Annotated in this window: 24 protein-coding genes; 11 read left to right on the forward strand and 13 right to left on the reverse strand. The window is 64.8% G+C overall.

Going from position 1 to position 22,986, the window contains the following annotated elements; translation table 11 throughout:
* Positions 1-52: 52 nt before the first annotated feature.
* On the reverse strand, positions 53-694 hold the full coding sequence (gene nth / locus FHS75_RS06885) for an endonuclease III (protein WP_179406950.1): 642 nt from the start codon (positions 692-694) through the stop codon (positions 53-55).
* Complete coding sequence (gene dapB / locus FHS75_RS06890; RefSeq protein ID WP_179406951.1) at positions 691-1,419, reverse strand: 4-hydroxy-tetrahydrodipicolinate reductase; 729 nt, start codon at positions 1,417-1,419, stop codon at positions 691-693. The genes nth and dapB overlap by 4 nt, the downstream gene beginning before the upstream one ends.
* Positions 1,420-1,454: 35 nt before the next feature.
* Between dapB and FHS75_RS06895 the strand changes: the two genes are divergently transcribed.
* A complete protein-coding gene (locus FHS75_RS06895) occupies positions 1,455-2,156 on the forward strand; it encodes an NAD-dependent deacylase (protein WP_179407417.1) in 702 nt (233 codons plus the stop codon).
* On the opposite strand, the gene FHS75_RS06900 is transcribed toward FHS75_RS06895, so the two are convergent.
* The 4 genes from FHS75_RS06900 to mutM form a co-directional block, all read right to left on the reverse strand.
* Complete coding sequence (locus FHS75_RS06900; protein WP_179406952.1) at positions 2,145-2,915, reverse strand: HesA/MoeB/ThiF family protein; 771 nt, start codon at positions 2,913-2,915, stop codon at positions 2,145-2,147. The two genes, FHS75_RS06895 and FHS75_RS06900, sit on opposite strands and share 12 nt — an antisense overlap.
* 25 nt (positions 2,916-2,940) lie before the next feature.
* Positions 2,941-4,368, reverse strand: coding sequence for a chromosomal replication initiator protein DnaA (gene dnaA, locus FHS75_RS06905; protein WP_179407418.1), 1,428 nt, complete (start codon positions 4,366-4,368; stop codon positions 2,941-2,943).
* Between the two features lie 537 nt (positions 4,369-4,905).
* A complete protein-coding gene (gene rpsT, locus FHS75_RS06910) occupies positions 4,906-5,166 on the reverse strand; it encodes a 30S ribosomal protein S20 (protein WP_179406953.1) in 261 nt (86 codons plus the stop codon).
* 150 nt (positions 5,167-5,316) lie between these two features.
* Entirely contained in the window at positions 5,317-6,129 is an 813-nt protein-coding gene (mutM, locus tag FHS75_RS06915) for a bifunctional DNA-formamidopyrimidine glycosylase/DNA-(apurinic or apyrimidinic site) lyase (protein ID WP_179406954.1), read from the reverse strand.
* Positions 6,130-6,187: 58 nt separating this feature from the next.
* Here mutM and FHS75_RS06920 point away from each other — a divergent pair, with 58 nt between their 5' ends.
* The 6 genes from FHS75_RS06920 to FHS75_RS06945 are packed head-to-tail and all read left to right on the forward strand — an operon-like array spanning position 6,188 to position 12,156.
* Positions 6,188-6,919: a class I SAM-dependent methyltransferase gene (locus tag FHS75_RS06920; protein ID WP_179406955.1), complete on the forward strand. Its 732-nt coding sequence runs from the start codon at positions 6,188-6,190 to the stop codon at positions 6,917-6,919.
* Between the two features lie 17 nt (positions 6,920-6,936).
* On the forward strand, positions 6,937-8,490 hold the full coding sequence (gene ubiB / locus FHS75_RS06925) for a 2-polyprenylphenol 6-hydroxylase (protein WP_179406956.1): 1,554 nt from the start codon (positions 6,937-6,939) through the stop codon (positions 8,488-8,490).
* Positions 8,457-9,707 carry a hypothetical protein gene (locus FHS75_RS06930; RefSeq protein ID WP_229735504.1) on the forward strand — a complete coding sequence of 417 codons (1,251 nt, stop codon included), beginning with the start codon at positions 8,457-8,459 and terminating at the stop codon, positions 9,705-9,707. Before ubiB ends, FHS75_RS06930 begins: the two co-directional genes overlap by 34 nt.
* Before the next feature lie 36 nt (positions 9,708-9,743).
* Positions 9,744-11,438 (forward strand): bifunctional phosphopantothenoylcysteine decarboxylase/phosphopantothenate synthase, encoded by a 1,695-nt coding sequence (locus tag FHS75_RS06935; protein WP_179406957.1) that lies wholly within the window; start codon positions 9,744-9,746, stop codon positions 11,436-11,438.
* Entirely contained in the window at positions 11,425-11,895 is a 471-nt protein-coding gene (gene dut, locus FHS75_RS06940) for a dUTP diphosphatase (protein WP_179406958.1), read from the forward strand. Before FHS75_RS06935 ends, dut begins: the two co-directional genes overlap by 14 nt.
* Positions 11,896-11,907: 12 nt before the next feature.
* On the forward strand, positions 11,908-12,156 hold the full coding sequence (locus FHS75_RS06945) for a hypothetical protein (RefSeq protein ID WP_179406959.1): 249 nt from the start codon (positions 11,908-11,910) through the stop codon (positions 12,154-12,156).
* A gap of 155 nt (positions 12,157-12,311) precedes the next feature.
* Here FHS75_RS06945 and FHS75_RS06950 read toward each other — a convergent pair whose 3' ends face one another.
* From FHS75_RS06950 to secB, 4 genes are all read right to left on the reverse strand, one after another.
* Complete coding sequence (locus tag FHS75_RS06950) at positions 12,312-12,983, reverse strand: DUF4136 domain-containing protein (RefSeq protein WP_229735505.1); 672 nt, start codon at positions 12,981-12,983, stop codon at positions 12,312-12,314.
* Positions 12,984-13,117: 134 nt separating this feature from the next.
* Complete coding sequence (gene trpS / locus FHS75_RS06955) at positions 13,118-14,137, reverse strand: tryptophan--tRNA ligase (RefSeq protein WP_179406960.1); 1,020 nt, start codon at positions 14,135-14,137, stop codon at positions 13,118-13,120.
* An 81-nt stretch (positions 14,138-14,218) separates the two neighbouring features.
* Entirely contained in the window at positions 14,219-15,793 is a 1,575-nt protein-coding gene (gene murJ / locus FHS75_RS06960) for a murein biosynthesis integral membrane protein MurJ (RefSeq protein ID WP_179406961.1), read from the reverse strand.
* A gap of 49 nt (positions 15,794-15,842) precedes the next feature.
* The gene (gene secB / locus FHS75_RS06965; protein ID WP_179406962.1) at positions 15,843-16,370 is read right to left on the reverse strand and encodes a protein-export chaperone SecB; all 528 of its coding nucleotides are present in this window, start codon (positions 16,368-16,370) and stop codon (positions 15,843-15,845) included.
* 237 nt (positions 16,371-16,607) lie between these two features.
* Between secB and FHS75_RS06970 the strand changes: the two genes are divergently transcribed.
* The 3 genes from FHS75_RS06970 to FHS75_RS06980 are packed head-to-tail and all read left to right on the forward strand — an operon-like array spanning position 16,608 to position 19,074.
* Positions 16,608-17,285, forward strand: coding sequence for a Tim44/TimA family putative adaptor protein (locus FHS75_RS06970; RefSeq protein WP_179406963.1), 678 nt, complete (start codon positions 16,608-16,610; stop codon positions 17,283-17,285).
* A 5-nt stretch (positions 17,286-17,290) separates the two neighbouring features.
* Entirely contained in the window at positions 17,291-18,508 is a 1,218-nt protein-coding gene (gene mltA / locus FHS75_RS06975) for a murein transglycosylase A (protein ID WP_229735506.1), read from the forward strand.
* Positions 18,505-19,074: a Smr/MutS family protein gene (locus FHS75_RS06980; protein ID WP_179406964.1), complete on the forward strand. Its 570-nt coding sequence runs from the start codon at positions 18,505-18,507 to the stop codon at positions 19,072-19,074. The genes mltA and FHS75_RS06980 overlap by 4 nt, the downstream gene beginning before the upstream one ends.
* Here the strand turns inward: FHS75_RS06980 and ahpF are convergent, their stop codons facing one another.
* The 3 genes from ahpF to aroC form a co-directional block, all read right to left on the reverse strand.
* A complete protein-coding gene (gene ahpF / locus FHS75_RS06985; protein WP_179406965.1) occupies positions 19,075-20,664 on the reverse strand; it encodes an alkyl hydroperoxide reductase subunit F in 1,590 nt (529 codons plus the stop codon). It lies immediately after the preceding gene.
* A gap of 114 nt (positions 20,665-20,778) precedes the next feature.
* A complete protein-coding gene (ahpC, locus tag FHS75_RS06990) occupies positions 20,779-21,345 on the reverse strand; it encodes an alkyl hydroperoxide reductase subunit C (RefSeq protein ID WP_179406966.1) in 567 nt (188 codons plus the stop codon).
* Positions 21,346-21,524: 179 nt separating this feature from the next.
* Positions 21,525-22,595, reverse strand: a complete 1,071-nt coding sequence (gene aroC / locus FHS75_RS06995) for a chorismate synthase (RefSeq protein ID WP_179406967.1) — start codon at positions 22,593-22,595, stop codon at positions 21,525-21,527.
* A 74-nt stretch (positions 22,596-22,669) separates the two neighbouring features.
* Here aroC and FHS75_RS07000 point away from each other — a divergent pair, with 74 nt between their 5' ends.
* Positions 22,670-22,978 (forward strand): antibiotic biosynthesis monooxygenase family protein, encoded by a 309-nt coding sequence (locus tag FHS75_RS07000; protein WP_179406968.1) that lies wholly within the window; start codon positions 22,670-22,672, stop codon positions 22,976-22,978.
* The last annotated feature ends 8 nt before the right edge of the window (positions 22,979-22,986 follow it).

The raw sequence follows: 22,986 nt of genomic DNA on the forward strand, positions 1-22,986 counted from the left end.
ATGGAATTTTAGCCCATTTAGGGCAGTCCAGCTAACGCGTTAACTATTCTAACTAATCTTCAGATAGATTCTTCGACTTGTATGAGCACAACTCGGCCACCTGGCAGCGCCAGCACTCCGGCTTCCTCGCCTTGCAAACGTAGCGCCCGTGCAGGATCAGCCAGTGATGCGCGCCGAGCCGGAAGGGCTGCGGCACGACTTTCTCGAGCTTCTTTTCGACCGCGAGCGGTGTCTTGCCTTTTGCCAGTCCCGTTCGGTTGGACACCCTGAAGATATGCGTGTCGACAGCGAAGGTCTCCGCCCCGAACGCGCAGTTCATGACGACATTCGCGGTCTTGCGGCCGACGCCGGGCAGTTCGACGAGGGCATCGCGATCCTCCGGCACCTTGCCGCCGTGCTCGGCCAGGAGCATTTCGGATAACGCGATGACGTTGCTTGCCTTCGAATTGAACAGGCCGATGGACTTGATGTGCTCCTTGAGGCCTTCCTCGCCCAGTTCGAGCATATCCTGCGGCGACTTCACTTCGGCGAAGAGCTTTCGCGTCGCCTTGTTGACGCCGACATCGGTCGCTTGCGCCGACAGCACCACCGCCACGAGCAACTGATAGTGATTGCCGAATTCGAGCTCGGTTTCCGGCGAGGGGTTTTCCTCCGCCAGCCGCCGGAAAAATTCGAAGACGTCGTCCTTCTTCAAAGGCCGAGCACCTGGGGCATGGCGTAGCGTCCAGGCTGCCGACCGATGAGCCACATCGCACCCTTGAGTGCGCCGCGAGCGAAAATCGCCCTGTTTTCGGCCATGTGCGACAGCACGAGGCGCTCGTTGTCGGACAGGAACGACACCGAGTGATCGCCCGCGACGCTGCCGCCACGCAGGCTCGCGAACCCGATGGCGCCGTCACGCCGCTCGCCGGTCATTCCGTCGCGACCGCGCTCGCTCACGTCATCCAGCGAAACGCCGCGTCCCCGCGCCGCGGCTTCGCCCAGCAGAAGCGCCGTTCCCGACGGAGCATCGACCTTGTGGCGATGGTGAGTCTCGACGATCTCGATGTCCCATTCCTCGCCAAGGCTGCTCGCGGCCTGCCGGACAAGATGCGCAAGCAGGGTGACGCCGAGCGAGGTGTTGCCTGTCTGCAGCACGGCGACTTTCTCCGCCGCAGCGTCGAGCAGGAACTGGTGGCGCTCTTCGAGGCCAGTCGTGCCGACGAGGATCGGCGTCCCGCTGGCGACGGCCGCATCGAGGTTCGCCTCGAGCGCGCCCGGGCTCGAAAAATCGATGAGAACATCGCATTTCGCAGAAAGCGCCGTCGCGTCGCCACCCTTGTCGATGCCGCCCGCCAGAACTTCGCCCTGCTCGGCAACAGCGGACGCGATGGCCTGCCCCATGCGTCCTTCGCTGCCGATAATTCCGATTCGCGCCATTGCCGTCTCCCTCGAAGGCTGGTCTCATGGCCGCGATGACAGATATCCGCAACATCGTGGTCCTTACCGGCGCGGGGGTCAGCGCCGAAAGCGGGATCGATACCTTTCGCGATGCCGGCGGACTCTGGGAGCAGCACCGGGTCGAGGACGTCGCGACACCCGAGGCTTTCGAACGCGACCCTGAACTCGTTCTCCGCTTCTACGACATGCGACGCGAGGCGATCCAGCAGAAGCACCCCAACGCGGCGCACGAGGCCCTGGCGAGGCTCGACCGCGAGTGGGAGGGCGGCCTGATGATCGTCACGCAGAACGTCGACGACCTGCACGAGCGCGCCGGAGCCCGGCGCGTCGTGCACATGCACGGAACCCATCTCAATGCATGGTGTACGGCTTGCGACGTCCGGTCCCCCTGGACGGGAACGCTGATCGAGCGTCCGGCCTGCCCCGACTGCGGCGAGCGGTCGCTGCGTCCCGACGTCGTGTGGTTCGGGGAAATGCCCTATCGCATGGACGAGATTTTCGCGGCGTTGCGCGAGGCCGACCTGTTCGTGTCGATCGGAACCTCCGGCGCGGTCTATCCGGCCGCCGGGTTCGTTCGCAACGCCAACGACCTCGGGGTCCGTACTCTCGAACTCAATCTCGAACCGTCGCAGGGTTCGGCGTGGTTCGACGAATCGCGGCATGGCCCGGCGACGCAAGTGGTTCCCCCGTGGGTCGACGAGATCCTAGCGGCCTGAACATGCCGTGCACTCCGGGTCCTTGGCAATAACGAGCGAGCGCATCCCGGGCTTCAGTCCGTCGATGAGGTGGAGCCGCCCCCACTGCGGGTCGCCCAGGGCGGTGATCCCGCCCAGCAGGATTCGAATTGCGTGCATCGCCGCGAAGCTTCCGACCATACCCGTCATAGCGCCGAGCACACCGTCTTCGGCGCACGTGTCGCAATCGTCGGCATCGAAGGCATCGCCTACGAAGCAGCGATAGCAGGCGCTGTCCGACAGGTGCCCGGCGAAGTTCGCGACTTGCCCCTGGAAGCGACCGATCGCAGCCGAGGTGAGCGGGATGCGTAATTGGACACAGGCATCCGACACAGCGAGCCGAGTCGCGAAATTGTCGCATCCGTCAAGTACCAGATCGACGCCCTCGATGACGTCGGCGGCATTCCGCGATTCGATCCGGGATGTCACCGCACGGACGTCGAGAGCGGGATCGAAGCGCCTGACCCATTCTGCCGCCAATTCCGCCTTGGGTCGCTCCAGGCCGGCAGGATCGTATAGCGTCTGGCGCTGGAGGTTGCTGACGTCGACGGTATCGCTGTCCACCAGCGTCAACCGGCCGATTCCGGCACCTGCAAGATATTGCAAGGCGGGAGAGCCGATCCCCCCGCAACCGATGAGCGCGACGTGAGCGCGCGACAAGGCGACCTGACCCGCCCCGCCGATTTCCGGCAGGACGATGTGTCGGGCGAAACGTTCGAGGCGCTCTGGCGGCAGGCTCATCGCCCGCCACCTAGGCGCAAACGGCTCAGCTTTCCAGTTGCCTGAGCAAGCTGCGCACGTCGCCGTCCATGTCCGCGTCGCGCTGGCGAAGATCCTCGATCAGCCGCACGGCGTGGATCACGGTCGAGTGGTCGCGACCGCCGAACTTGCGACCGATTTCCGGATAGGACCGCGGCGTCAGGACCTTGGCGAGGTACATCGCAACCTGGCGCGGGCGAACGACGGCGCGGGCGCGGCGCTTCGAACTCATCTCGGTGCGGTCGACCCGGTAGAACTGGCAGACGGTCCGCTGGATCTCGTCGATCGTGATCCGCCGGCGGTTGGCCGAAAGAATGTCGGTCAGCTGCTCCTCGGCAAGCTGCAGCGAGACTTCCTGCCCGGTTAGCTGCGCATAGGCGATCAGCTTGTTGAGGCCGCCCACGAGTTCGCGGACGTTGCGCGTGATCGTGCGCGCGAGGAACTCGACCACGTCCTCCGGCACGTCGAGCGAGGCATATTTGTTGAGTTTCGATTCGAGGATCTTGCGACGCAGCTCGATGTCGGCCGGAGACATATCGGCGACCAAGCCCATCGACAGGCGCGAGAGCAGCCGCGGCTCGACGCCGTCGAGCGCCTGAGGCGCGCGGTCGGCGGCGAAGACCAGCCGTTTTCCTTCCGCGAGTAGCGCGTCGATCGTGTAGAGAAGTTCTTCCTGCGCGCTGGCCTTGCCGATGATGAACTGGATGTCGTCGACGAGCAGCAGGTCGAAGCCGCGCAGCCTCGCCTTGAATTCGATCATCTGGTTCTGGCGAAGCGCCTGTACGAATTCGACCATGAACCGTTCGGCCGAACAGTAGAAAATTCGCGCGCGCGGGTGGTTCGAAAGGTACGCATGGCCGATGGCGTGCAGCAGGTGCGTCTTGCCCTGGCCGGTCGCGGCCTTGAGATAAAGCGGCGAGAATTGCGGCTTTTCGGTCGAGGCCATGCGCTGTGCGGCATTGCAGGCCAGCACGTTCGCAGTGCCGGTCACGAATGTCGCGAACGTCAGCGAGGGATCGATCCCGACCGTGCCTTGCCCAATCGCTCCGAACTCTTCGCCCCCGAGGCTGAGCCCGCCCGAAACCTGCGCATGCTGGTCGCGATCGTTTGCCGGAAGGCGCAGGTCGCCGCCATTGCCGAGCCGGAGTTCGGGCAGCCGACGACCGGGATGGACGAGGATTCGCACGTGCTTGACGTCGGGCCGGGCTATCTTCCAGGCAAGCGAGAGCCTGTCGGCGAAGCGGTCCGTCACCCAGTTCGCCGAAAACTCGGTCGGCAGGAACAAGTCCAGCGTTCCGGTTTCCTTGCAGAACGTGCCGAGCTGGATCGGCTTGATCCATTGCCCGTGCAACTGATGTCCGAGATCCTTGCGCAAGCCCTGGCTTATGTCAGCCCAATCGGCAGCAAGGTCGAGCGCCTCCTGATCCTCCTCCATTTTTTCTTTTGTCACCCTTGCCTTCCCATCTGCCGCGCCGACACGCTGCTTTCCCGAAGCACCAGTGCTTGAAGCCCCCGACATTGTCCTATGCCCCTGTTCGATCTGACCCAACCGCTTGTAGCGCAACGATCTGATATCGCAGGCAAAACCTCTCCACCGTACCAAATCGCCTTGGCACGATCACCAGTTTGCTTGCAAAACGATACGGTCGATTCCGCTACGACCGAGACCGAATGATTATCGTTCGGAGGGCGCTGGGCAAGAGCGGCGGCTGCAAAAAAACTGAAATAAAGTCGTTGACACCCAGAGCCCCGCAGACTGCCGTAGAATTTCTTCTAAGTCTATGAAAACAGGGAATATATACTGCCCGACTAACAATGGTCATAAGGCGAATCGTGGAAACTCAACGGTTTCCCGCACTGCCGTAAAATGACTGTCGCATCGCAGCAAAAAAGGTCGGGAATTTCTTCCCGACCTTGTTCTGTTTTCGTACCGCGACCGACCGGACCAGGTGTCCGAATCGTTCACTTATGATCAGAGCGCGGAAATCCGCTTCGTCAGCCGCGACAGCTTGCGCGATGCCGCGTTCCGGTGAAGGACGCCCTTGGCGACGCCACGATCGAGTTCCGGCTGCGCGGCGCGCAGGGCATCGGTGGCGGCGGCCTTGTCGCCGCCTTCGATCGCGCTCTCCACCCGCTTAACGAAAGTGCGGATGCGGCTGATGCGGTTGCCGTTGATGTCGGCGCGGCGCTCGTTGCGGCGGATGCGCTTGCGTGCTTGCGGCGTGTTGGCCATGTCTGTCCTCTGTCGGGCCGCCCTGCGGCCGGAAATCCTGATTGCTTGACGAAAAAGGCGGGCATGCCCGCCGGAAAGCGCGGCCCTTAACGTCCGTCGGGGAAATCGTCAAGGATTGTAGTGCCGAATCTGCCGTTGCGTTCCGCAGGTTCAGCGCTGGCACTTCGCGCACCAGAAGGTGCTCCGGCCCGAATGGACCTCGCGTCGCACGGTTCCGCCACACGAGCACGGGGCACCCTCGCGTCCGTAGACCTGCCACGATGCCGCGAAATAGCCGAGTTCTCCCGAGGGCTGGGCGTAGTCGCGAATGGTCGAGCCGCCCGCCGCGATCGATTCGTCGAGCACCGCCCTGATCGCCGGAACGAGCCGGCCGAGAGCGGCCTTCGAAACGCGTCCGGCCGCCTTGCCCGGAGCGATCCGCGCCCGGTGGAGCGCCTCGCACACGTATATGTTTCCAAGGCCCGCCACGATCCTCTGATCGAGAAGCAGTTGCTTGACGGGCGCGATCCGCCCGTCGAACGCGGCATGGAGGTAAGCCGGCGTCAGGCCGGGACCAAGGGGTTCCGGACCCATCGCGGCGAACGACGGCCAGTTCTCAAGTTCCCGCGTGTCGACGAGGTCCACCGAACCGAAACGGCGCGCGTCGTTCAGGGCGAGCCGATGGCCGTTCGCTGTTTCGAGGACGAGGTGGTCGTGCTTCTCGATCGCGTCGGGCTCGATCCGCCAGCGCCCGGACATGCCGAGGTGGAAAACCATGGTCGTGTAGCGATCGGTGTGGACGAGCCCGTACTTCGCCCGGCGACCGAGGCCCGTTACCTTCGCCCCGGTGAGCGCCTGCACCAGGCCGGGAGGGAAGGGCCTGCGCAAGTCCGGCCGGTTGACCGTCACGCGGGAAAGCCTCTCTCCTTCGAGATAGCGGGCAAGGCCCCTGACGGTGGTTTCGACTTCGGGAAGCTCGGGCATGGCCTGCGCGCCTTATCAGGCTTTGCCCGCGCGGCAATTGTCTCCTAAAGCCGGGTCCATGAACGACAAGGTCTCCTTCGGCTACGAAGACGTCAGCCCCGAGGAGAAGACCGAGCGCGTGGGCGCCGTCTTCTCCAACGTCGCGCGCAAGTACGATGTCATGAACGACGCAATGTCGGGCGGAATGCACAGGCTCTGGAAGGACCGCTTCGTCAGGCGCGTGAAACCGCAGGAAGGCGAAGCGATCCTCGACATGGCGGGCGGTACCGGCGACATTGCGTTCCGCATGGCCGACGCGGGCGCAGAAGTCACCGTGTCGGACATCAACCAGGACATGCTGGACGTCGGGATCGAACGCGCGCTCGACCGGGGGACCGACGGTCTCGTCTGGTCGCGCCAGAACGCCGAGACACTGACGTTCCCCGACCGGATGTTCGATGCCTATACGATCGCGTTCGGTATCCGCAACGTGACGCGCATCGACCTCGCTCTCGCCGAGGCCTACCGGGTGCTCAGGTTCGGCGGGCGCTTCTTCTGCCTTGAATTCTCGACGACCGAGTGGCCGGGCTTCAGGGAAGTCTACGACGCCTACTCGCACCGCCTTGTGCCCCGCATCGGCAAGGTGATCGCAGGAGACGAGGAAAGCTATCGCTACCTCGTCGAATCGATCCGCCGCTTTCCCCCGATGCCGGAATTCGCGGGCATGATCCGCGATGCCGGTTTCTCGCAGGTGAGGGTGGAGCCGATCATGGGCGGTCTCGTCGCCATCCATTCGGGCTGGAAGGCCTGAGGGCAGGAAGCCGGAACGTGACGTCTCCAGCACGGCATATTTCGCGGCTGCTCCGTTGGGGCCGCACGCTCGCCCGCCACGGCGCGCTGCGGATCATCGAGGAGGGCCGCAACACCCCGCTGCCGGTCAAGCGACTGGCGCGGGTGGCGAGGATCGGCACGAGGCAACCGAGGGAGCCGGACTATTCCGCCGCGTTCCGGGCAATCGGACCGGCCGCGATCAAGCTGGGCCAGACACTTGCGACCCGTCCCGACATCGTCGGCGAGGAGGCGGCGCGCAACCTGCTGTCCCTGCAGGACCGATTGCCGCCCGTACCTTTCGAGCAGATCCGCCAGCAGATCGAATTCAGCTTCGACCGCCCGCTCGAAGCGCTTTACTCCGAATTCGATACCGAGCCGGTCGGTTCGGCCTCGATAGCGCAGGTCTATCGCGCCAGGACGATCGACGGGCGCGACGTCGCAGTGAAAGTGCTGCGGCCGGGCATCCGCGAGAAGTTCGCGCAGGACATCGAAACCTACGAGTGGGCCGCCGCGCACCTCGAGGCACTGGGCGGAGAGGCATCGAGGCTTCGCCCCCGCGCCGTGATCGCGAACCTGAAGCGCTGGACCAACCGCGAACTCGACTTGCGTCGCGAAGCCGCATCGGCCTCGGAACTGGCGCAGGCGATGAAGGGGTACGAGGGCTATCGCATCCCGGACATTGACTGGGACCGAACCAACGGCCGCGTGCTGACAATCGAGTGGATCGACGGGATCAAGATCAGCGAACTCGATGCCCTCGAGGCGGCCGGGCACGACTTGCCGGCGATGGCGAGGCGGCTGGTGCTCGCGTTCCTGACGCAGGCGATCAATGCCGGCTATTTCCACGCCGACATGCACCAGGGCAACCTGTTCGTGCAGGCGGACGGCACCATCGTCGCCATCGATTTCGGGATCATGGGCCGCATCAACCGTCGCGCGCGGCAATGGCTCGCGGAGATCCTGTACGGACTCACCACCGGCGACTATCGCCGCGTGGCAGAAATCCATTTCGAGGCGCAATACGTGCCGAGCTATCATTCGGTCGAGGAATTCGCGACGGCGCTGCGCGCGGTGGGAGAGCCGATGCGCGGCAAGCCCGTCAGCGAGCTTTCCGTCGGCCAGATGCTCGACGGGCTGTTCGCGATCACGCGTGATTTCGACATGCAGACGCAGCCACACCTGCTGTTGCTGCAAAAGACCATGGTAATGGTCGAGGGACTCGCGACGGCGCTTCACCCCGGCATCAACATGTGGGACGTGTCCGCGCCCTTCGTCCGCAACTGGATACGCGACGAACTCGGCCCCGAAGCCGCTCTCGCCGATCGTATCCGCGAGGATTTCGACACGCTCCTCCGGCTCCCCGATCTCGTTCGCCGGATCGAGGAAAAATACCCGCCGAAGGGCGGCGCGCCCGACCAGCCTCCGCTGCCCGACGTCCAGCTGATGTGGGAGCGTAAACCGCGAATTAACCAATGGGCCGGATATCTCCTTGCTGCGCTGGCAGGGGGTATTGCGGCATGGGCGACGATCGAGGCGGGCCTCACAGGCTGAAGGACGTGCATGGCGTGGACTATGCATCCGCGCCGCCATGGTCGCCGCGCCCGGACCTTCCCGGCTGGGACCGCTTTGCGCACTGGGCACCGGTTTCGGCGCGCATCGCGCTCGGCACTCTCCTCCTGATGCTGTTCGTGGCCGCGATGGTCCCGATCAACGCAGGCAAGTCGGAGGTGTCGACCAAGACGTTCGTCGAGAATCTCGCCGGTCCTCGGGACGGCGAAGCCGAGCGCGACCGCGATGACGATCTGCAACTCTACGATACCGCGATAGAACGCATCCAGCGAGGCGAGAACTACTACGATTTCATCGTCGAGGAGCATCGCAAGGCGCATTACCCTGTCACGCCCGGCCTTGCCGTGCGCCTCCCGACCCTCGCCTATGTCGATGCCTTCCTCGGGAAGGGCGGTCAGACGGGCGTCGCGATCGTTTTGATGTTCGCGGTCCTGATCGTCTGGTGGCGACGCCTTGGCGAGGAGCCGGGGTGCGAAGGACGCACCCGGCGTATGGCGCTCGCCCTGCTGTTCGTCGGCGCATCGCTCGGGCTCAACCGCTATTATTTCGTACTGCATGAACTCTGGGCCGGGATGCTTCTGGCGCTGGCATTCGGCCTGCATCGTCCCGGCAAATGGGGGGCTGCGCTTGCCGTGGCCGCGCTGGCCCTCGCGATCCGCGAGCACTCGCTGCCGTTCGTGCTGCTGATGGCAGCCATGGCGTTCTGGCGCCGCGACTGGAGAGAAGGTGCCGCCTGGGCCGCGCTCGTACTGGTCTTCCTTGCTGCGCTTTCGTGGCACCTCTCCATCGTGGCCGAGCAGGTCCTGCCCAGCGACCGGCCTTCGCCCGCCTGGCTTGTGATGCGCGGGATGTCCGGCTGGCTGTCCAACGTCGCGCTTTCCAGCAACCTGCGCTTCCTGCCGCACTGGCTCGCCGGCCCCGCCATCGTCCTGATGGTCTTCGGTTGGGCGGGCTGGAGATCGGCCGCCGGCGAGTTCGGCACACTGCTCTACCTCGGTTACGGCGTCGCGTTTATGCTCGCCGGCCGGCCCGACAACTTCTACTGGGGGGCAATGATCGCGCCTGCCATGTTCATCGGCCTCGCCTTCGCGCCGCGCGCCATCGCCTCGCTGATCCGCTCGGCCCGTGATGCCGGCGACGCTCGCGACGGCACACCGGACGCGGACGGATCGCCAAGTTCCGCACTCGCCGTAAAGTAATTGCACAGCTAACACTGGGAGGGCAGAAGGACGCCCATGGAGGGCCCGCGCATCCTGTTGGTCGTAGGCGGTGGAATTGCCGCCTACAAATCCTGCGAACTTGTCCGTCTCATCCGCAAGGGCGGAGGCGATGTTACGTGCGTGCTTACCGAGGGCGGATCGAAGTTCGTCACCGCGATGGCGCTGGCGGCGCTGTCCGAAAATCCCGTCCACACCACGCTCTGGGACCTTAAAAACGAGGTTGAGATGGGGCATATCCAGCTTTCGCGGGCCGCCGACCTGGTCGTCGTGTGCCCGGCGACGGCAGACTTGCTTGCAAAGATGGCGGCGGGCATTGCCGACGATCTTGCAACGACGTTGTTGCTCGCCACGGACAAGCCGGTGATGGCGGTCCCGGCGATGAACGTGCGCATGTGGCAGCACGCCTCGACCATGCGAAATGTCGAGACGCTGCGAACGGCGGGCGTCGACGTGATGGAGCCTGAAGAAGGCGCGATGGCCTGCGGCGAATACGGTCCGGGCCGCCTTCCCGAACCGCTTGCCGTCTGGCAGCGGATTTCCTGGGTGCTGGGTCTCGATCCGGTAGAGGTCGCGCCGCTGCCGGGTCAGGACACCGGTTTTCCGCAGCCCCAGGCGCCGCTTCCGACCGAACCGACACTCGTCGGGCCCGGCGAGCCGCAAGCGGCCGAGGAACCCGAATCCGAAGGGATGGGGCTGGGTGGCCTCGTCGCTTCGATGATCTCGCGCGGGCGCAAGAAGAAGCAGGCCATCGCGTTCGAGGAGGCCGAAGAGCAGGACCCCGCGCTGACCGGCGAGATGCCGGCACCGGAAGTCGAGCCTGCCGGGGAAGACGAATTCTCCGGGAACCACGAGCCGGAAGAAGCGCCGCCGCTCGACATGTCGGGGCCGCTCCTGTCGCAAAAGGGTGGAGCGAAATCGGCGCCCCCGACCGATCCCGAGGCGATCAATCACCTCGTATCGGGCGGCGAGGGGCGCGAGCCCGAACCGTACGACGAGAATGCGGAGTCTGCCGATCCGCTCGCCGGCCAGCCCGATTTCGAGCAGGACCCCGAGCATCGCCCGCTCTACGGCAAGCACGTGCTGGTGACTGCGGGGCCGACCCACGAGCCGATCGATCCCGTCCGCTACATCGCAAACCGCTCGTCGGGCCGCCAGGGCTTCGCGATAGCGGCTGCTGCTGCGGCCGCAGGGGCAAGGGTAACGCTGGTGGCGGGGCCGGTGCATCTCGACACGCCGCCCGGAGTCGACCGGATAGACGTCGAAAGCGCGCTCGAGATGGCCGATACGGTAAAGCGGTGCCTGCCTGCCGATGCGGCGATCATGGTAGCCGCCGTTGCCGACTGGCGCACGCGTGACGTGGCTTCGGAAAAGATCAAGAAACGCGGTTCCGCGCCGCCCGCGCTCCTGCTTACCGAAAACCCGGATATTCTCGCGACGGTCGCCGGTTTGCCCAAGCGGCCAAAGCTCCTTGTCGGATTCGCCGCCGAGACCGAGGACGTGATTTTCAACGCCAAGGAAAAGCGCCGGCGAAAGGGCGCCGACTGGATCGTGGCGAACGACGTTTCCGGCCCGCCCGGACAAAGCGTCATGGGGGGCGAGGACAATACCGTCCACATAATCACCGCCAGCGGGGTGGAAAGCCTTCCCGAACTGCCCAAGAACGACGTGGCATATGCCCTCGTCGAAAGGATCGCCGATGCTCTCCAGTGAAAACGTTCCCGTTCCCGTAAAGCGCCTCGCGCATTTCGAGGGGCTGGAACTGCCCGCCTATGCGACCGACGGGGCGGCGGGGATGGACGTGCTTGCGGCCGAGTCCCTGACGCTTTCGCCGGGTGCAAGGCACGCGGTCGCGACCGGACTTGCCATGGCGATACCATCAGGGTTCGAAATCCAGGTACGCCCGCGCTCGGGACTGGCGCTCAGGCATGGGGTGACGGTCCCGAACACGCCCGGCACGATCGATTCGGATTATCGGGGCGAACTGAAGGTGATCGTGATCAATCACGGCGATGATGCTTTCGAGATCCGGCGCGGCGACCGGATCGCGCAACTTGTCCTGGCGCCGGTCACGCGCGCTGGCTGGCTGCCCGTCGAAGAGCTCGACGAGACATCGCGCGGCGAAGGCGGTTTCGGTTCTACCGGAGGCGTCGCGGCGCTCGGCAACTAAGGAAGGACCGGCATGCTATTATCGATCGCTTCAGCGGCGCTGGTGCTGGCGCAGGCGGCGCCGGCAGAGCCGGACAAGCTATCGCTCTGGCAGGCATGCGTCGAACGGAATGCGGCATCGCTGGCACTTCAGTCCGTGGAAAGTTCGGAAATCGTGGCAACGGCCGCGTTCGGCTCGTGCATCGAGCAGGAAGCGGCGTACTGGCAAAGCGTCTATGCCACGCTCCGTGGGCCCGACACCGCTTTCGACGAGACCAACTAGATTTTCGACCTGCAGCAGCGGCGCCTGCGCTCGAAGGCGGTCGCCAGGGCCGTTGTCGCGCGTGCACGGGCACGGGCGGGCCAGTAGCCACGAAAAAGGGCAGGAGCGCGCTCGCACTCCTGCCCTTCCGGAGACTCCCGTACAGGGAAATCCTGTCAGCGCCGGTCTTCCGGCGCGACGGAGATGCGCACGGTCTCTCCCGAATTTCCGGGGAACCCGGTAAACATCGCCTCGACCAGGTTCGGAACCAGATACTGAAGCTTGTTCGAACGCGACAGCGCTTCGGCCTTGCCTTCGAAAACGCGCTCGCCGGTCGAGGCGCGGTCGATCTTCATGTCGATCCCGCTGGTGTAGACGGTGTAGCTGCTGATTTCCGGCCCGCCGAAGAACGGATCGTGAAAGCCGTAATGCCACGGGCCTCCGCGATAACCCCAGTAGCTGGGATAGGCGCTGTAACCGTACCAGGGCGAGTAATAGTGGCTGCGGCCGAAGCCGGTCGTGCGCACTCGCTCGCGGCCATTGTCGACGCCGTAGTCGAACCGCACGATAAGCTGCGCGTCGGCGGGATCGGCCACCGGAGTGTAGCCCACCTGGCTCATCTGGTACTCGACGATGTCGGCATAGCGATTGAACTCGATGCCGCCAGCAAGTGCGGGATCGTCGGCCACGACTGCGAAAGTCTGGCCGCTGGGTGCGGGAAGCTGCGACTGGAAGCGCGAGACGTCGGCGCGGAACGGGGAGGCGCAGGCCGCAAGGCCAAGCATGAGCGAGGCCGCAACCGCCACCTTCATTGCGCCGGTGCGCGAATTGAGGCTCAGGTTCATCATGTTCTCTCCACATCGAGAGGCTCGTGCGGCCACCGTAAAGGGCCAACCTCTCCGAAACGAGAACATGCCGTAAACGAAGGCTGCTGAATAGCCGTTGAATGGAGGCTATGCTGCGGTGAATTGCTCTTTGTTATTCAGAGCCTTACGAGACCGAGCGCCTTGTAGGCCGCATCGAGGGTGGGAATCGCGATTTCGCGGGCCTTCCATGCCCCCTTGGCAAGGATCGCGTCGAGCGCCTCTCCGTCGCCTTTCAGTTCGACGAATCGCGCGTTGATCGGTGCGAGGCGTTCCACCAGCACTTCGCCCAGTGCCGGCTTGAACTTTCCGAAGCCTTCTCCGCCGAAATCGCGAAGCACCTGCTCGACCGAAGACCCGGTCAGTGCCGCATAGATACCGACAAGGTTGGCTGCTTCGGCGCGGTCGCCAAGGCCCTTCGGTTCGGACGGCAACGGTTCGGGATCGGTCTTTGCCTTCTTGACCTTCTTCATGATCGTGTCGGCATCGTCGGTCAGGTTGATCCGGCTCATGTCGGACGGATCGGACTTCGACATCTTCGCGGTTCCGTCGCGAAGGCTCATGATCCGGGCAGCGTCGGGCGGAATGATCGGATCGGGCAGGGTGAAGACCGGCGCCTCTTCCGACGCGAAATCGTTGTTGAACTTCTGCGCGATGTCGCGCGCAAGCTCCAGGTGCTGTTTCTGGTCCTCGCCGACGGGAACATGGGTGGCCTGGTAAAGCAGGACATCGGCGGCCTGCAGGACCGGGTAGGTGAACAGCGCGACCGAAGCGCCCTCGCGGTTCTTGCCCGCCTTGTCCTTCCACTGCGTCATGCGGTTGAGCCAGCCCATGCGGGCGGTGCCGTTGAGCAGCCATTGCAGTTCCGCGTGCGCGGGCACCTGCGCCTGGTTGAACAGGATCGACCGGTCGGGATCGACGCCGCATGCGACGAGCGCCGCAACCATCTCCCGCGTGCTTGCCGTCAGGACGGCGGGATCGTGCGGCATCGAGATCGCGTGAAGGTCGGCAAGGAAGAACAGGCACTGCCCGCCGCTGGCGCTCACCTCGTCCTGCATGGCCACCCAGTTGCGGATCGCGCCGAGGTAGTTGCCGAGGTGCAGGTTGCCGGTAGGCTGGATGCCGGAGACGATGCGCATGGATGAGCTTCTGCTGGCTGGGAACGGAGGACGGGAACCGGCGGGCCATAAGCGGCGCGGCGTCGCGTTGGAAGGAAATTCTCAGCCGGTGCGGCGGGTAAGCTGGCGCATCGTCTCGCGGGAAAGCACGCCGAGCACCGCGGCGAGGGCGAAGAAAACCGCCGCGCCCAGTGCCACGAGCGCGACAATGGCTGCAACCCGTTCGGGCAGGGAGCCGGTGTACCAGTCGGCGCCGTAGGGCATGGCATACCACAACGCCGCGCCCATGGCGGCACCTGCCAGCGCGATCCTTGCGATGCGCCCGGCGACGAGCGGCGTCAGGTGATAGTATCCCTTCCGCACGAGCAGGAGGTAAAGCAGCCCGCAATTCGTCCACGCGCCGATGGCACCGCCGAGCGCCAGCCCGACGACCCCCAGCCGGGGAACGAGGATAAAGTTCGCGATGACGTTGAGCACGAGCCCCGTCGCGGCCGTGTAGACCGGCGTCCGCGTATCCTTGCGCGCGAAGAAGTTCGGGACGAGCACCTTTACGAGGACGTAGGCCGGCAAGCCGACGACCAGGCCGGACACCACCGCGCCGGTCTGCAGGCTGTCGGCGAGCGTGTAGGCTCCGCCCGTATAGAAGGCGCGCGTGAAGGCGCTCCCCGACACGAACAGCGCAATGGCGGCGGGCAGGGTCAGCAACAGCGCCAGTTCCACGGCGTTGCTCTGCAGGCGGAACGCGCCGCCGGCATCCTCGTTGGCTATGAAGCGTGACAGCGAGGGAAGTATCGCCGTACCCAGCGCGATCCCGATGATCCCGAGCGGTAGCTGGTTGAGCCTGTCCGCCATGGCCAGATAGGTGATCGAGCTCTCGGGCAGGGTGGCGATGAAGAACAGGTCGATGAAGCGGCTGATCTGGTAGACGCCGGCTCCGAAAATGGCAGGCAGCACGAGGATACCCAGCTCGCGCACGCCCGCAGTGATACGCGGCCTGCGCAGCCGCATGCTGAAACCCGAACGCCAAGCCCAGAAGCCGAGCCAGAGCAACTGGAATAGTCCCGAGGCGCTGACTGCTATTGCCAGCATCAGCCCTGTTTTCTCGCGGGCTTCCTCGCCGCCGTCCATGCCAGCGCCGATGACCAGCGCGGTGATCAGGCAGATGTTGAGCATGATCGGCGCGGCCGCCGCTGCGGCGAAGCGCGACATCGAGTTGAGCACCGCCGCCAGCAATGTCGCGAGGCTCATGAAGGCGAGGTAGGGGAAAGTGATGCGCGCCATCAGGATGGCGAGAGAGAAGGTGTCGCGGTCGTTCTCAAGCCCGTCGCTGGCAAAGAGGCCCATGACCCACGGCATCACGATCAACGCGATGGCTGAAAAGACGATCAGGATCGGAATGAGGATCGCCAGCACTTCCTCGGAAAAACGGCGTGCCTCCGAGAGGTCGGCGCCTTCTTCCTTGTAGTGGCGGTTGAACAGCGGAACGAAGGCCTGCGAGAACGCGCCCTCGGCGAAGAGCCTGCGGAAGATGTTGGGTAGCTGGAAGGCGAGCTGCCATGCGTCGGCCACGCCGCCCGCGCCCAGAACACGGGCCAGCAGGATGTCGCGGGCGAAACCGAACACGCGGCTGACGGCAGTAAGGCCGCCGATCGTGCCGACGTTCCTGACAAGGCTCATTCGCCTGCGCGCCTTCCGGACCGGCTCACGCGAACCAGCCGTTCACGTCTCAGGCGTTGCCCGTTGGCACGGGCGGGGTGTCGTCCCCGCCCTGGTTCTGCTGGGCCTGAAGCTGCTGGACGTAGAGCGCATTGAAATCGACGGGGTCGAGCATCAGCGGGGGGAAGCCCGCATCGCGAACCGCGTCGGCAACGATGCGGCGCGCGAACGGGAAAAGGATGCGCGGGGCTTCGGCATAGAGGAACGCGTGGGCATTGGCCTCGTCCAGGTTGCGCATGCCAATGACACCGCAATAGGAAAGCTCGACCGCGTAGGACACGCCCTGCGACGTCTTGGCCGTCGCCGTCATCCGCAGCTCCACTTCGTGCAGTTCCTCGGAAACCGGCTTCGCGCCGATATTGAACTGGACGTCGAGACCGGGCGTTTCCTGCCACTGGAAGCTTTCGGGCGCGCTCGGGTTCTCGACCGAGAGGTCCTTGACGTACTGCATCACTATGCCCGCAGTCGGCGTCTGGTCGTCTCCGTTGCCGTTCCCGCCGAGATTAAGATCGGTAATGATGTTGCCGTCATCGGCCATGATGAATTCTCTCTTACCCTTGCGACTGTCAGGCCCGCGCGCTTAGACTTTGTGGCCGCAAATTGAAAGTGCGGAGCATGGTTTGCACAAACTCTGGGCGGAAATGCGTTTTTGCCGCTCGAACCGGCGGAAATTTCGCCATTTCGGTCGCTCACGCGTTGTTCATTTGTAAACCCTACCTATCTGAGGTTATGACGTTTGAACCGCCGCTTGGGGCGAAGCAATGGATATGATGGCGTGACTGTCGAAATCGTGATCCTGGCAATGATCGCAGCCTTCCTTGGCTTGCGTCTGTATTCCGTGCTCGGTCGCCGTGCCGAGCACGAGGAAGAGCCGATCCAGGGCCGTTTCGAAGGACAACCGGGTGCGCCCGGCGCGGCTCGGCCGCATCAGCCGTCGCAATCTGCGGAAGCGCCGAACCATCCTGCCGGCGTTCGTCATCGCGAGTTTCCCGTAACGTCGCCAGCCGTCGATCGCGGCATGCGCGAGATCGCCGCGGCCGACCGCCGCTTCGATGCCTTCGGGTTCCTCGAAGGCGCGCGCACTGCCTACAGCATGATCCTCGAGGCGTTCTGGCGGGGCGACAAGGAAGAGCTGCGCGAGCTTTGCGACGATGAAGTCTACTCCAGCTTCGCCGCCGCCATCGATGCTCGCGAGGCAGCGGGCGAGACGCTGGACAACCGGCTGGTCCGGGTCGAGGACGCGGCGATCGTCGATGCTTCGTATGATGCTCCCATGGCGCGCGTCACGATGCGCTTCCGTTCGGACATTGCCGCCGTCACGCGCGACAAGGACGGCAACGTGATCGCGGGCTCGCTCGACGACGCGATCGAGGCGGTCGACATCTGGACCTTCTCTCGCAATGTCAATTCCTCCGATCCCGACTGGCTTCTGGACGAGACCGACGAGGGCTGATCTCCGTGCGGAGGTTCGGCAGAAAGATCGCGACGCTGGCGTTACTCGCGCTGATCGCGGCGTGCGGCAGGATCATTCCGGAAGGTCAGCTGCCCGGGCCGCAGACCTCGCTCCCCGGCCCGATCCCCGCTCCGACTCCGCAACCGGGATCTGCATTGCTCGCTGGCGTATCGCCGGGGCCGATGTTCGCTTCGCTGGCTGTCGGCGCTTCTGATGCGGCGGCGGCGCTCTCATCCTTTCGCGAAAGCTGCCCCAGGCTGCTCGCGCGGGAGGATCGCAGCGGACTGACTCGGAACGGCGACTGGCAGGAAGCATGTGGCGCCGCCGCTACATGGGGTCCGAACGATGCCCGCGGCTTCTTCAACCGCTACTTCGAGACCGCCCGCGTGGGTGACGGCACGGCTTTCGCCACCGGGTACTATGAGCCTGAGATCGCCGGTTCGCGGACCCGCCGACCGGGTTACGACGTGCCGGTCTATGGCATGCCGTCAGACCTTGTTCGCGCGTGGCCCGCCGACATGCCGGAAAGCGAGCGGACAGGTCGTCCGCCGCTCGGAAGGTACAACCAAAGCGGGGACTTCGTGCCCTACTTCGATCGTGCCCAGATCGAGGACGGTGCGCTTTCCGGGCGTGGTCTCGAGATCGCCTGGGCGGCGGATCCGATCGAGTTCTTCTTCCTCCAGATTCAAGGGTCGGGACGTCTGCGCAGTCCGGACGGAGAGGTCATGCGCATTGGCTATGCCGGCCAGAACGGACGCGGTTATACCGGCATCGGTGGCGTGATGCGCGAGCGCGGACTGCTCGGCGACGGCCCCGGCCAGTACCCCGGCTCGATGCAGGGCATCATGCAGTACCTCCGTGAAAAACCTGCCGAGGGCCGTGAACTGATGCGAGAGAACCAGAGCTGGGTTTTCTTTCGCGAACTGACCGGCGACGGCCCCCTCGGTGCGCTTTCCGTTCCGGTCCGCGCGGAAAGCTCGGTGGCCGCCGATCCCAATTTCGTACCGCTCGGAGCACCGGTTTGGCTTGAACTCGATCGTCCGCGCGCCAACGGCATGTGGATCGCGCAGGATACCGGCGGCGCTATCAAGGGCGCGAACCGCTTCGATACCTTCTGGGGCGCCGGCGCCGATGCGCGGGAGATTGCTGGCGGCATGAGCGGTCGCGGACAGGCGCTTATCCTGCTGCCGAAAGGAACGCTTTCGCGCATCGGCGCGCGATGAAACGGCCCGAACGCAAGCTCACGGGCGAGGAAGCGGAACTCTGGCGAAGGGTCGCGAAGACGGTGACGCCCATCGCCGGCAAGTCGGTACCGGAACCGCGGGGCGAACGCCCTGTAGCCGGCGCACCGGCCGTGTCTCAGTCCCGCAAGGCGGTACCGCGTTCCGTCACGCCGCGGCCTGCAGAACCACCTCCGCAATCAAAGGCTCCGCCCATCGACCTGCGCGGCCTCGACGCAAGCTGGGACAGGAAACTGGGCAGGGGACTGGTGGAACCGGACTTCACCCTCGACCTTCACGGCGCATCGCTCGACGCCGCGCACGGGCGGCTGCTGCACGGCCTGTCGCAAGCAAAGGCGATGGGCGCGCGGCTCGTGCTCCTTGTCACCGGGCGGCCGCGGCCGGGCGATGCCGCCGATCGCGGGCATCGGCGCGGCGCTATCCGGGCCAAGGTCGTGGACTGGCTGGCGGTGAGCGAGCATGCGCTCGACATCGCTGCCATACGAAAGGCGCACCGGCGCCATGGTGGGGCCGGTGCGCTCTACATCGTTCTCAGGAGAAGGCGCTGATCAGGCTGCCTGCGCAATCTCGTCGGTTGACTCGTTGCGGATGAGGTAGTCGAAAGCCGAAAGCGCGGCCTTCGATCCCTCGCCCATCGCGATGATGATCTGCTTGTAGGGCACGGTGGTCGCATCGCCGGCGGCGTAGATGCCCGGAATGTTCGTTGCGGCCTTACCGTCGATCACGATCTCGCCGAATTTCGACAGTTCGAGCCCGGAATCCTTGAGCCATTCGGTGTTCGGGACAAGCCCGATCTGCACGAATACGCCTTCGAGCTCGACAGTCTTTTCCTCGCCGCTTTCGCGGTTCTTGTAGACCAGCCCGTTAACGCGCTCGTCGTCTCCGGTGATTTCCGTTGTCTGCGCCGAAACGAGGATGTCGACGTTCTTCATCGAGCGCAGCTTGTCCTGCAGAACCTGGTCGGCGCGAAGCTTCGAATCGAACTCGATCAGCGTCACGTGGCCGACGATGTTAGCCAGGTCGATTGCCGCCTCGACGCCCGAGTTGCCGCCGCCGATCACCGCGACACGCTTGCCCTTGAAGAGCGGCCCGTCACAGTGCGGGCAATAGGCGACACCGCGGTTGCGGTATTCGAATTCGCCCGGGACGCCCAGATTGCGCCAGCGCGCGCCGGTCGAAAGGATCAGGCTGCGCGCCCTGAGCGATGCGCCGTTTGCGAATACGACCTCGTGCATGCCGCCCGGCTTCTTCGCGGGGATAAGCTTTTCGGCCTTCTGCAGGTTCATGACGTCGATGTCGTACTCGGCGACATGCGCCTCGAGCTGCGCGGCAAGCTTCGGTCCCTCGGTGTAGGGAACCGAGATGAAGTTCTCGATACCCATCGTATCGAGTACCTGACCGCCAAAGCGCTCGGCGGCGATGCCGGTGCGAAAGCCCTTGCGCGAGGTGTAGATCGCACCCGAAGCGCCGGCGGGACCGCCTCCGACAACGAGCACCTCGAAAGGCTCCTTGCCTTCGAGCTTCTGTGCGGCGCGCGCCTCTGCATTCGTGTCGATCTTCGCGAGGATCTCCTCGACGTCCATCTTGCCGTTGGCGAAGGGTTCGCCGTTGAGGAACACGGCGGGGACCGCCATGACGTTGCGCGCCTCGACCTCGTCCTGAAACGCTCCGCCTTCGACAAGCGTCGCGGTGATGCGGGGATTGGTCAGCGCCATCAGGGTGAGCGCCTGCACCACGTCGGGGCAATTGTGGCACGATAGCGAGAAATACATCTCGAACGCGAAATCGCCTTCGAGATCGGCGATCTGCTGCAGCACCTCTTCGGAAACCTTCGGCGGGTGGCCGCCGGCCCAGAGCAGTGCGAGCACCAGCGAGGTGAACTCGTGTCCCATCGGAACGCCGGCGAAGCGAACCCAGCGCTCGGCGTCGGAGGCGCGGCGGATTATGAAACTGGGACGGCGATCGTCGCTGCCGTCGAAGCTTGCCGAAACCTTGTCGTGAAGCCCGGCGATCTCTTCGAGCAATTCCCTCGTCTCGGCCGATTTCTGGTCCTCGCCCAGCGAAGCGACGAGCTCGATCGGCTCGCGCAGGTTGCCGAGATACTTTTGCAGCTGCTGCTTCATGTTGGCGTCGAGCATCGGAATTCCTCGAAAAATCAAATCAGGAACCGGTCCGGGGCGGAAGGGGGAGCAATGCCCCGGACCGGCGTTTGCGACCCGAATGGACTTCGGGTTCTCGCCCTCTTGCGGGGCTTAGATCTTGCCGACGAGATCGAGCGAGGGAGCGAGCGTATCGCTGCCTTCTTCCCACTTGGCCGGGCAGACCTGGCCGGGGTTGGCGCGCACGTACTGGGCGGCCTTGATCTTGCGGACGAGTTCCTTGGCGTTACGGCCGACGCCTTCGCAGGTGATCTCCATGATCTGGATCACGCCATCGGGATCGACGACGAAAGTTGCGCGGTCGGCAAGGCCCATTTCCTCGCGCAGGACGTCGAAGTTCTTCGAGAGCGTGTGGAGCTGGTCGCCGAGCATGGGGAACTTGATCTTCGCGATCTTCTCCGAAGTGTCGTGCCATGCCTTGTGGCTGAAATGCGTGTCGGTGGAGACCCCGTAGACCTCTACGTCCATGCCCTTGAGCGCGTCGTACTGCTCGGCCATGTCCTCGAGCTCGGTCGGGCACACGAAGGTGAAGTCGGCCGGATAGAAGAAGAACACCGCCCACTTGCCCTTGAGGTCGGCATCGCTGACGTCGAAGAAGTCCTTGCCTTGCTGGAAGGCGGTTGCGGTGAACGGTTTGATCTCGGATCCGATGATACCCATTGCGTGTCTCTCCTAGGTTTGAGGTCGGTACTGACGACAAACGAGATAGGGACACTCGATGAAAGTTTAAGCGGGGAAGTCCGATTGACCTGATCGACTGTGCCAATCAGTCGGCCAGTCGGTAAGCGGTATAATCGATTAAAGGCGCACGACGACCGTTGCCGCCCCCGGCGAGCCCGTCAGCCGCCGCACTGCGCCCGGTGCAGCAGCTTGTGATCGGCCAGGACGAGGGCCATCATCGCTTCCACCACCGGAGCGCCGCGTATGCCCACGCACGGGTCGTGCCGCCCCCTGGTGCGAATCTCGGTAGCCTCGCCGGTCTTCGTCACGGTCGCCACCGGAGTGAGGATCGAGGACGTCGGCTTGAACGCGACGCGCACGCGCACCGGCTGGCCGGTCGAGATGCCGCCCGCGATCCCGCCGGCATGGTTCGCCTCGAACTCGAGGCCCTGCTCGCCCGGGTGCATGGCGTCGGCGTTTTCCTCGCCGGTCAGCCGCGCCACGTCGAACCCGTCGCCGATCTCCACGCCCTTGACGGCGTTGATCCCCATCATCGCGGCGGCAAGGTCGGCATCGAGCTTGCCGTAGACCGGCGCGCCCCAGCCTGCCGGCACGCCGCGCGCGACGCATTCGACGACCGCGCCGATCGAGGAACCGGCGCGCCGCGTCACGTCGACCAGCTCGGCCCAGCGCTCCGCCGCCTGCGGGTCGGGACAGAAGAACGGGTTGCGTCCGATTTCCTCCGCGTCGAATTTCGCCGGATCGATCGCGTCGCCGCCGATCTGGGATACCCACGCGAGGATCTCGACTTCGGGCAGCACGAGCCGGGCAACCGCGCCAGCGGCCACGCGCGCCGCCGTCTCCCGCGCGGACGACCGCCCGCCGCCGCGATAGTCGCGAAAGCCGTACTTGGCATCGTAGGCGTAGTCGGCATGCCCCGGCCGGTAGGCGGCGGCGACTTCGGAATAGTCCTTCGATCTCTGGTCTGTGTTCTCGATCATCAGCGAGATCGGCGTGCCCGTGGTCATACCTTCGAAAACGCCCGAAAGGATCCGCACCGCATCGGGCTCCTGCCGCTGCGTCGTGTATTTCGACTGGCCGGGCCGCCTGGCATCGAGGAACGGCTGGATCGCCCCTTCGGAAAGGGCAAGGCGCGGCGGGCACCCGTCGACGACGGCGCCGAGCGCGGGACCGTGGCTTTCGCCCCACGTGGTGAACCGGAAGATGCGACCGAAACTGTTGACGCTCATGACAGGCGGGCTTTGTCGCGGAATGCGGCAAATGTCCACTGTCGCCGGTCGCGACCTGCTTCTAAGGAGCGGTCATGTACCTGGTCGTCTTCCGCAACCGCAAGCGACGCGATATCGACCGCGCGGCCTACGATGCCGAGGCGGCCGAGATGGAGCAGCTCTCCGCGCGGCAGCCGGGATACCTCTCTTTCAAGAGCTACGTGGCCGACGATGGCGAAGTGGTCGCCCTGTCGGAGTGGGACACGCGCGAGGCGGCGCGGCAATGGGGACGCCACGCGGAGCACGCCGCGACGAAGCGCCGGGGCGTGCTGCAGTATTACCAGTCCTACACGCTTTTCGGCTGCGAGGACCCGGTTGTTCACCGGTTTAATAGAGACGACTAAAAATCGTG

Origin of the sequence: Novosphingobium marinum, assembly GCF_013408095.1 — a bacterium.
Classification (GTDB): Bacteria; Pseudomonadota; Alphaproteobacteria; order Sphingomonadales; family Sphingomonadaceae; genus Novosphingobium; species Novosphingobium marinum.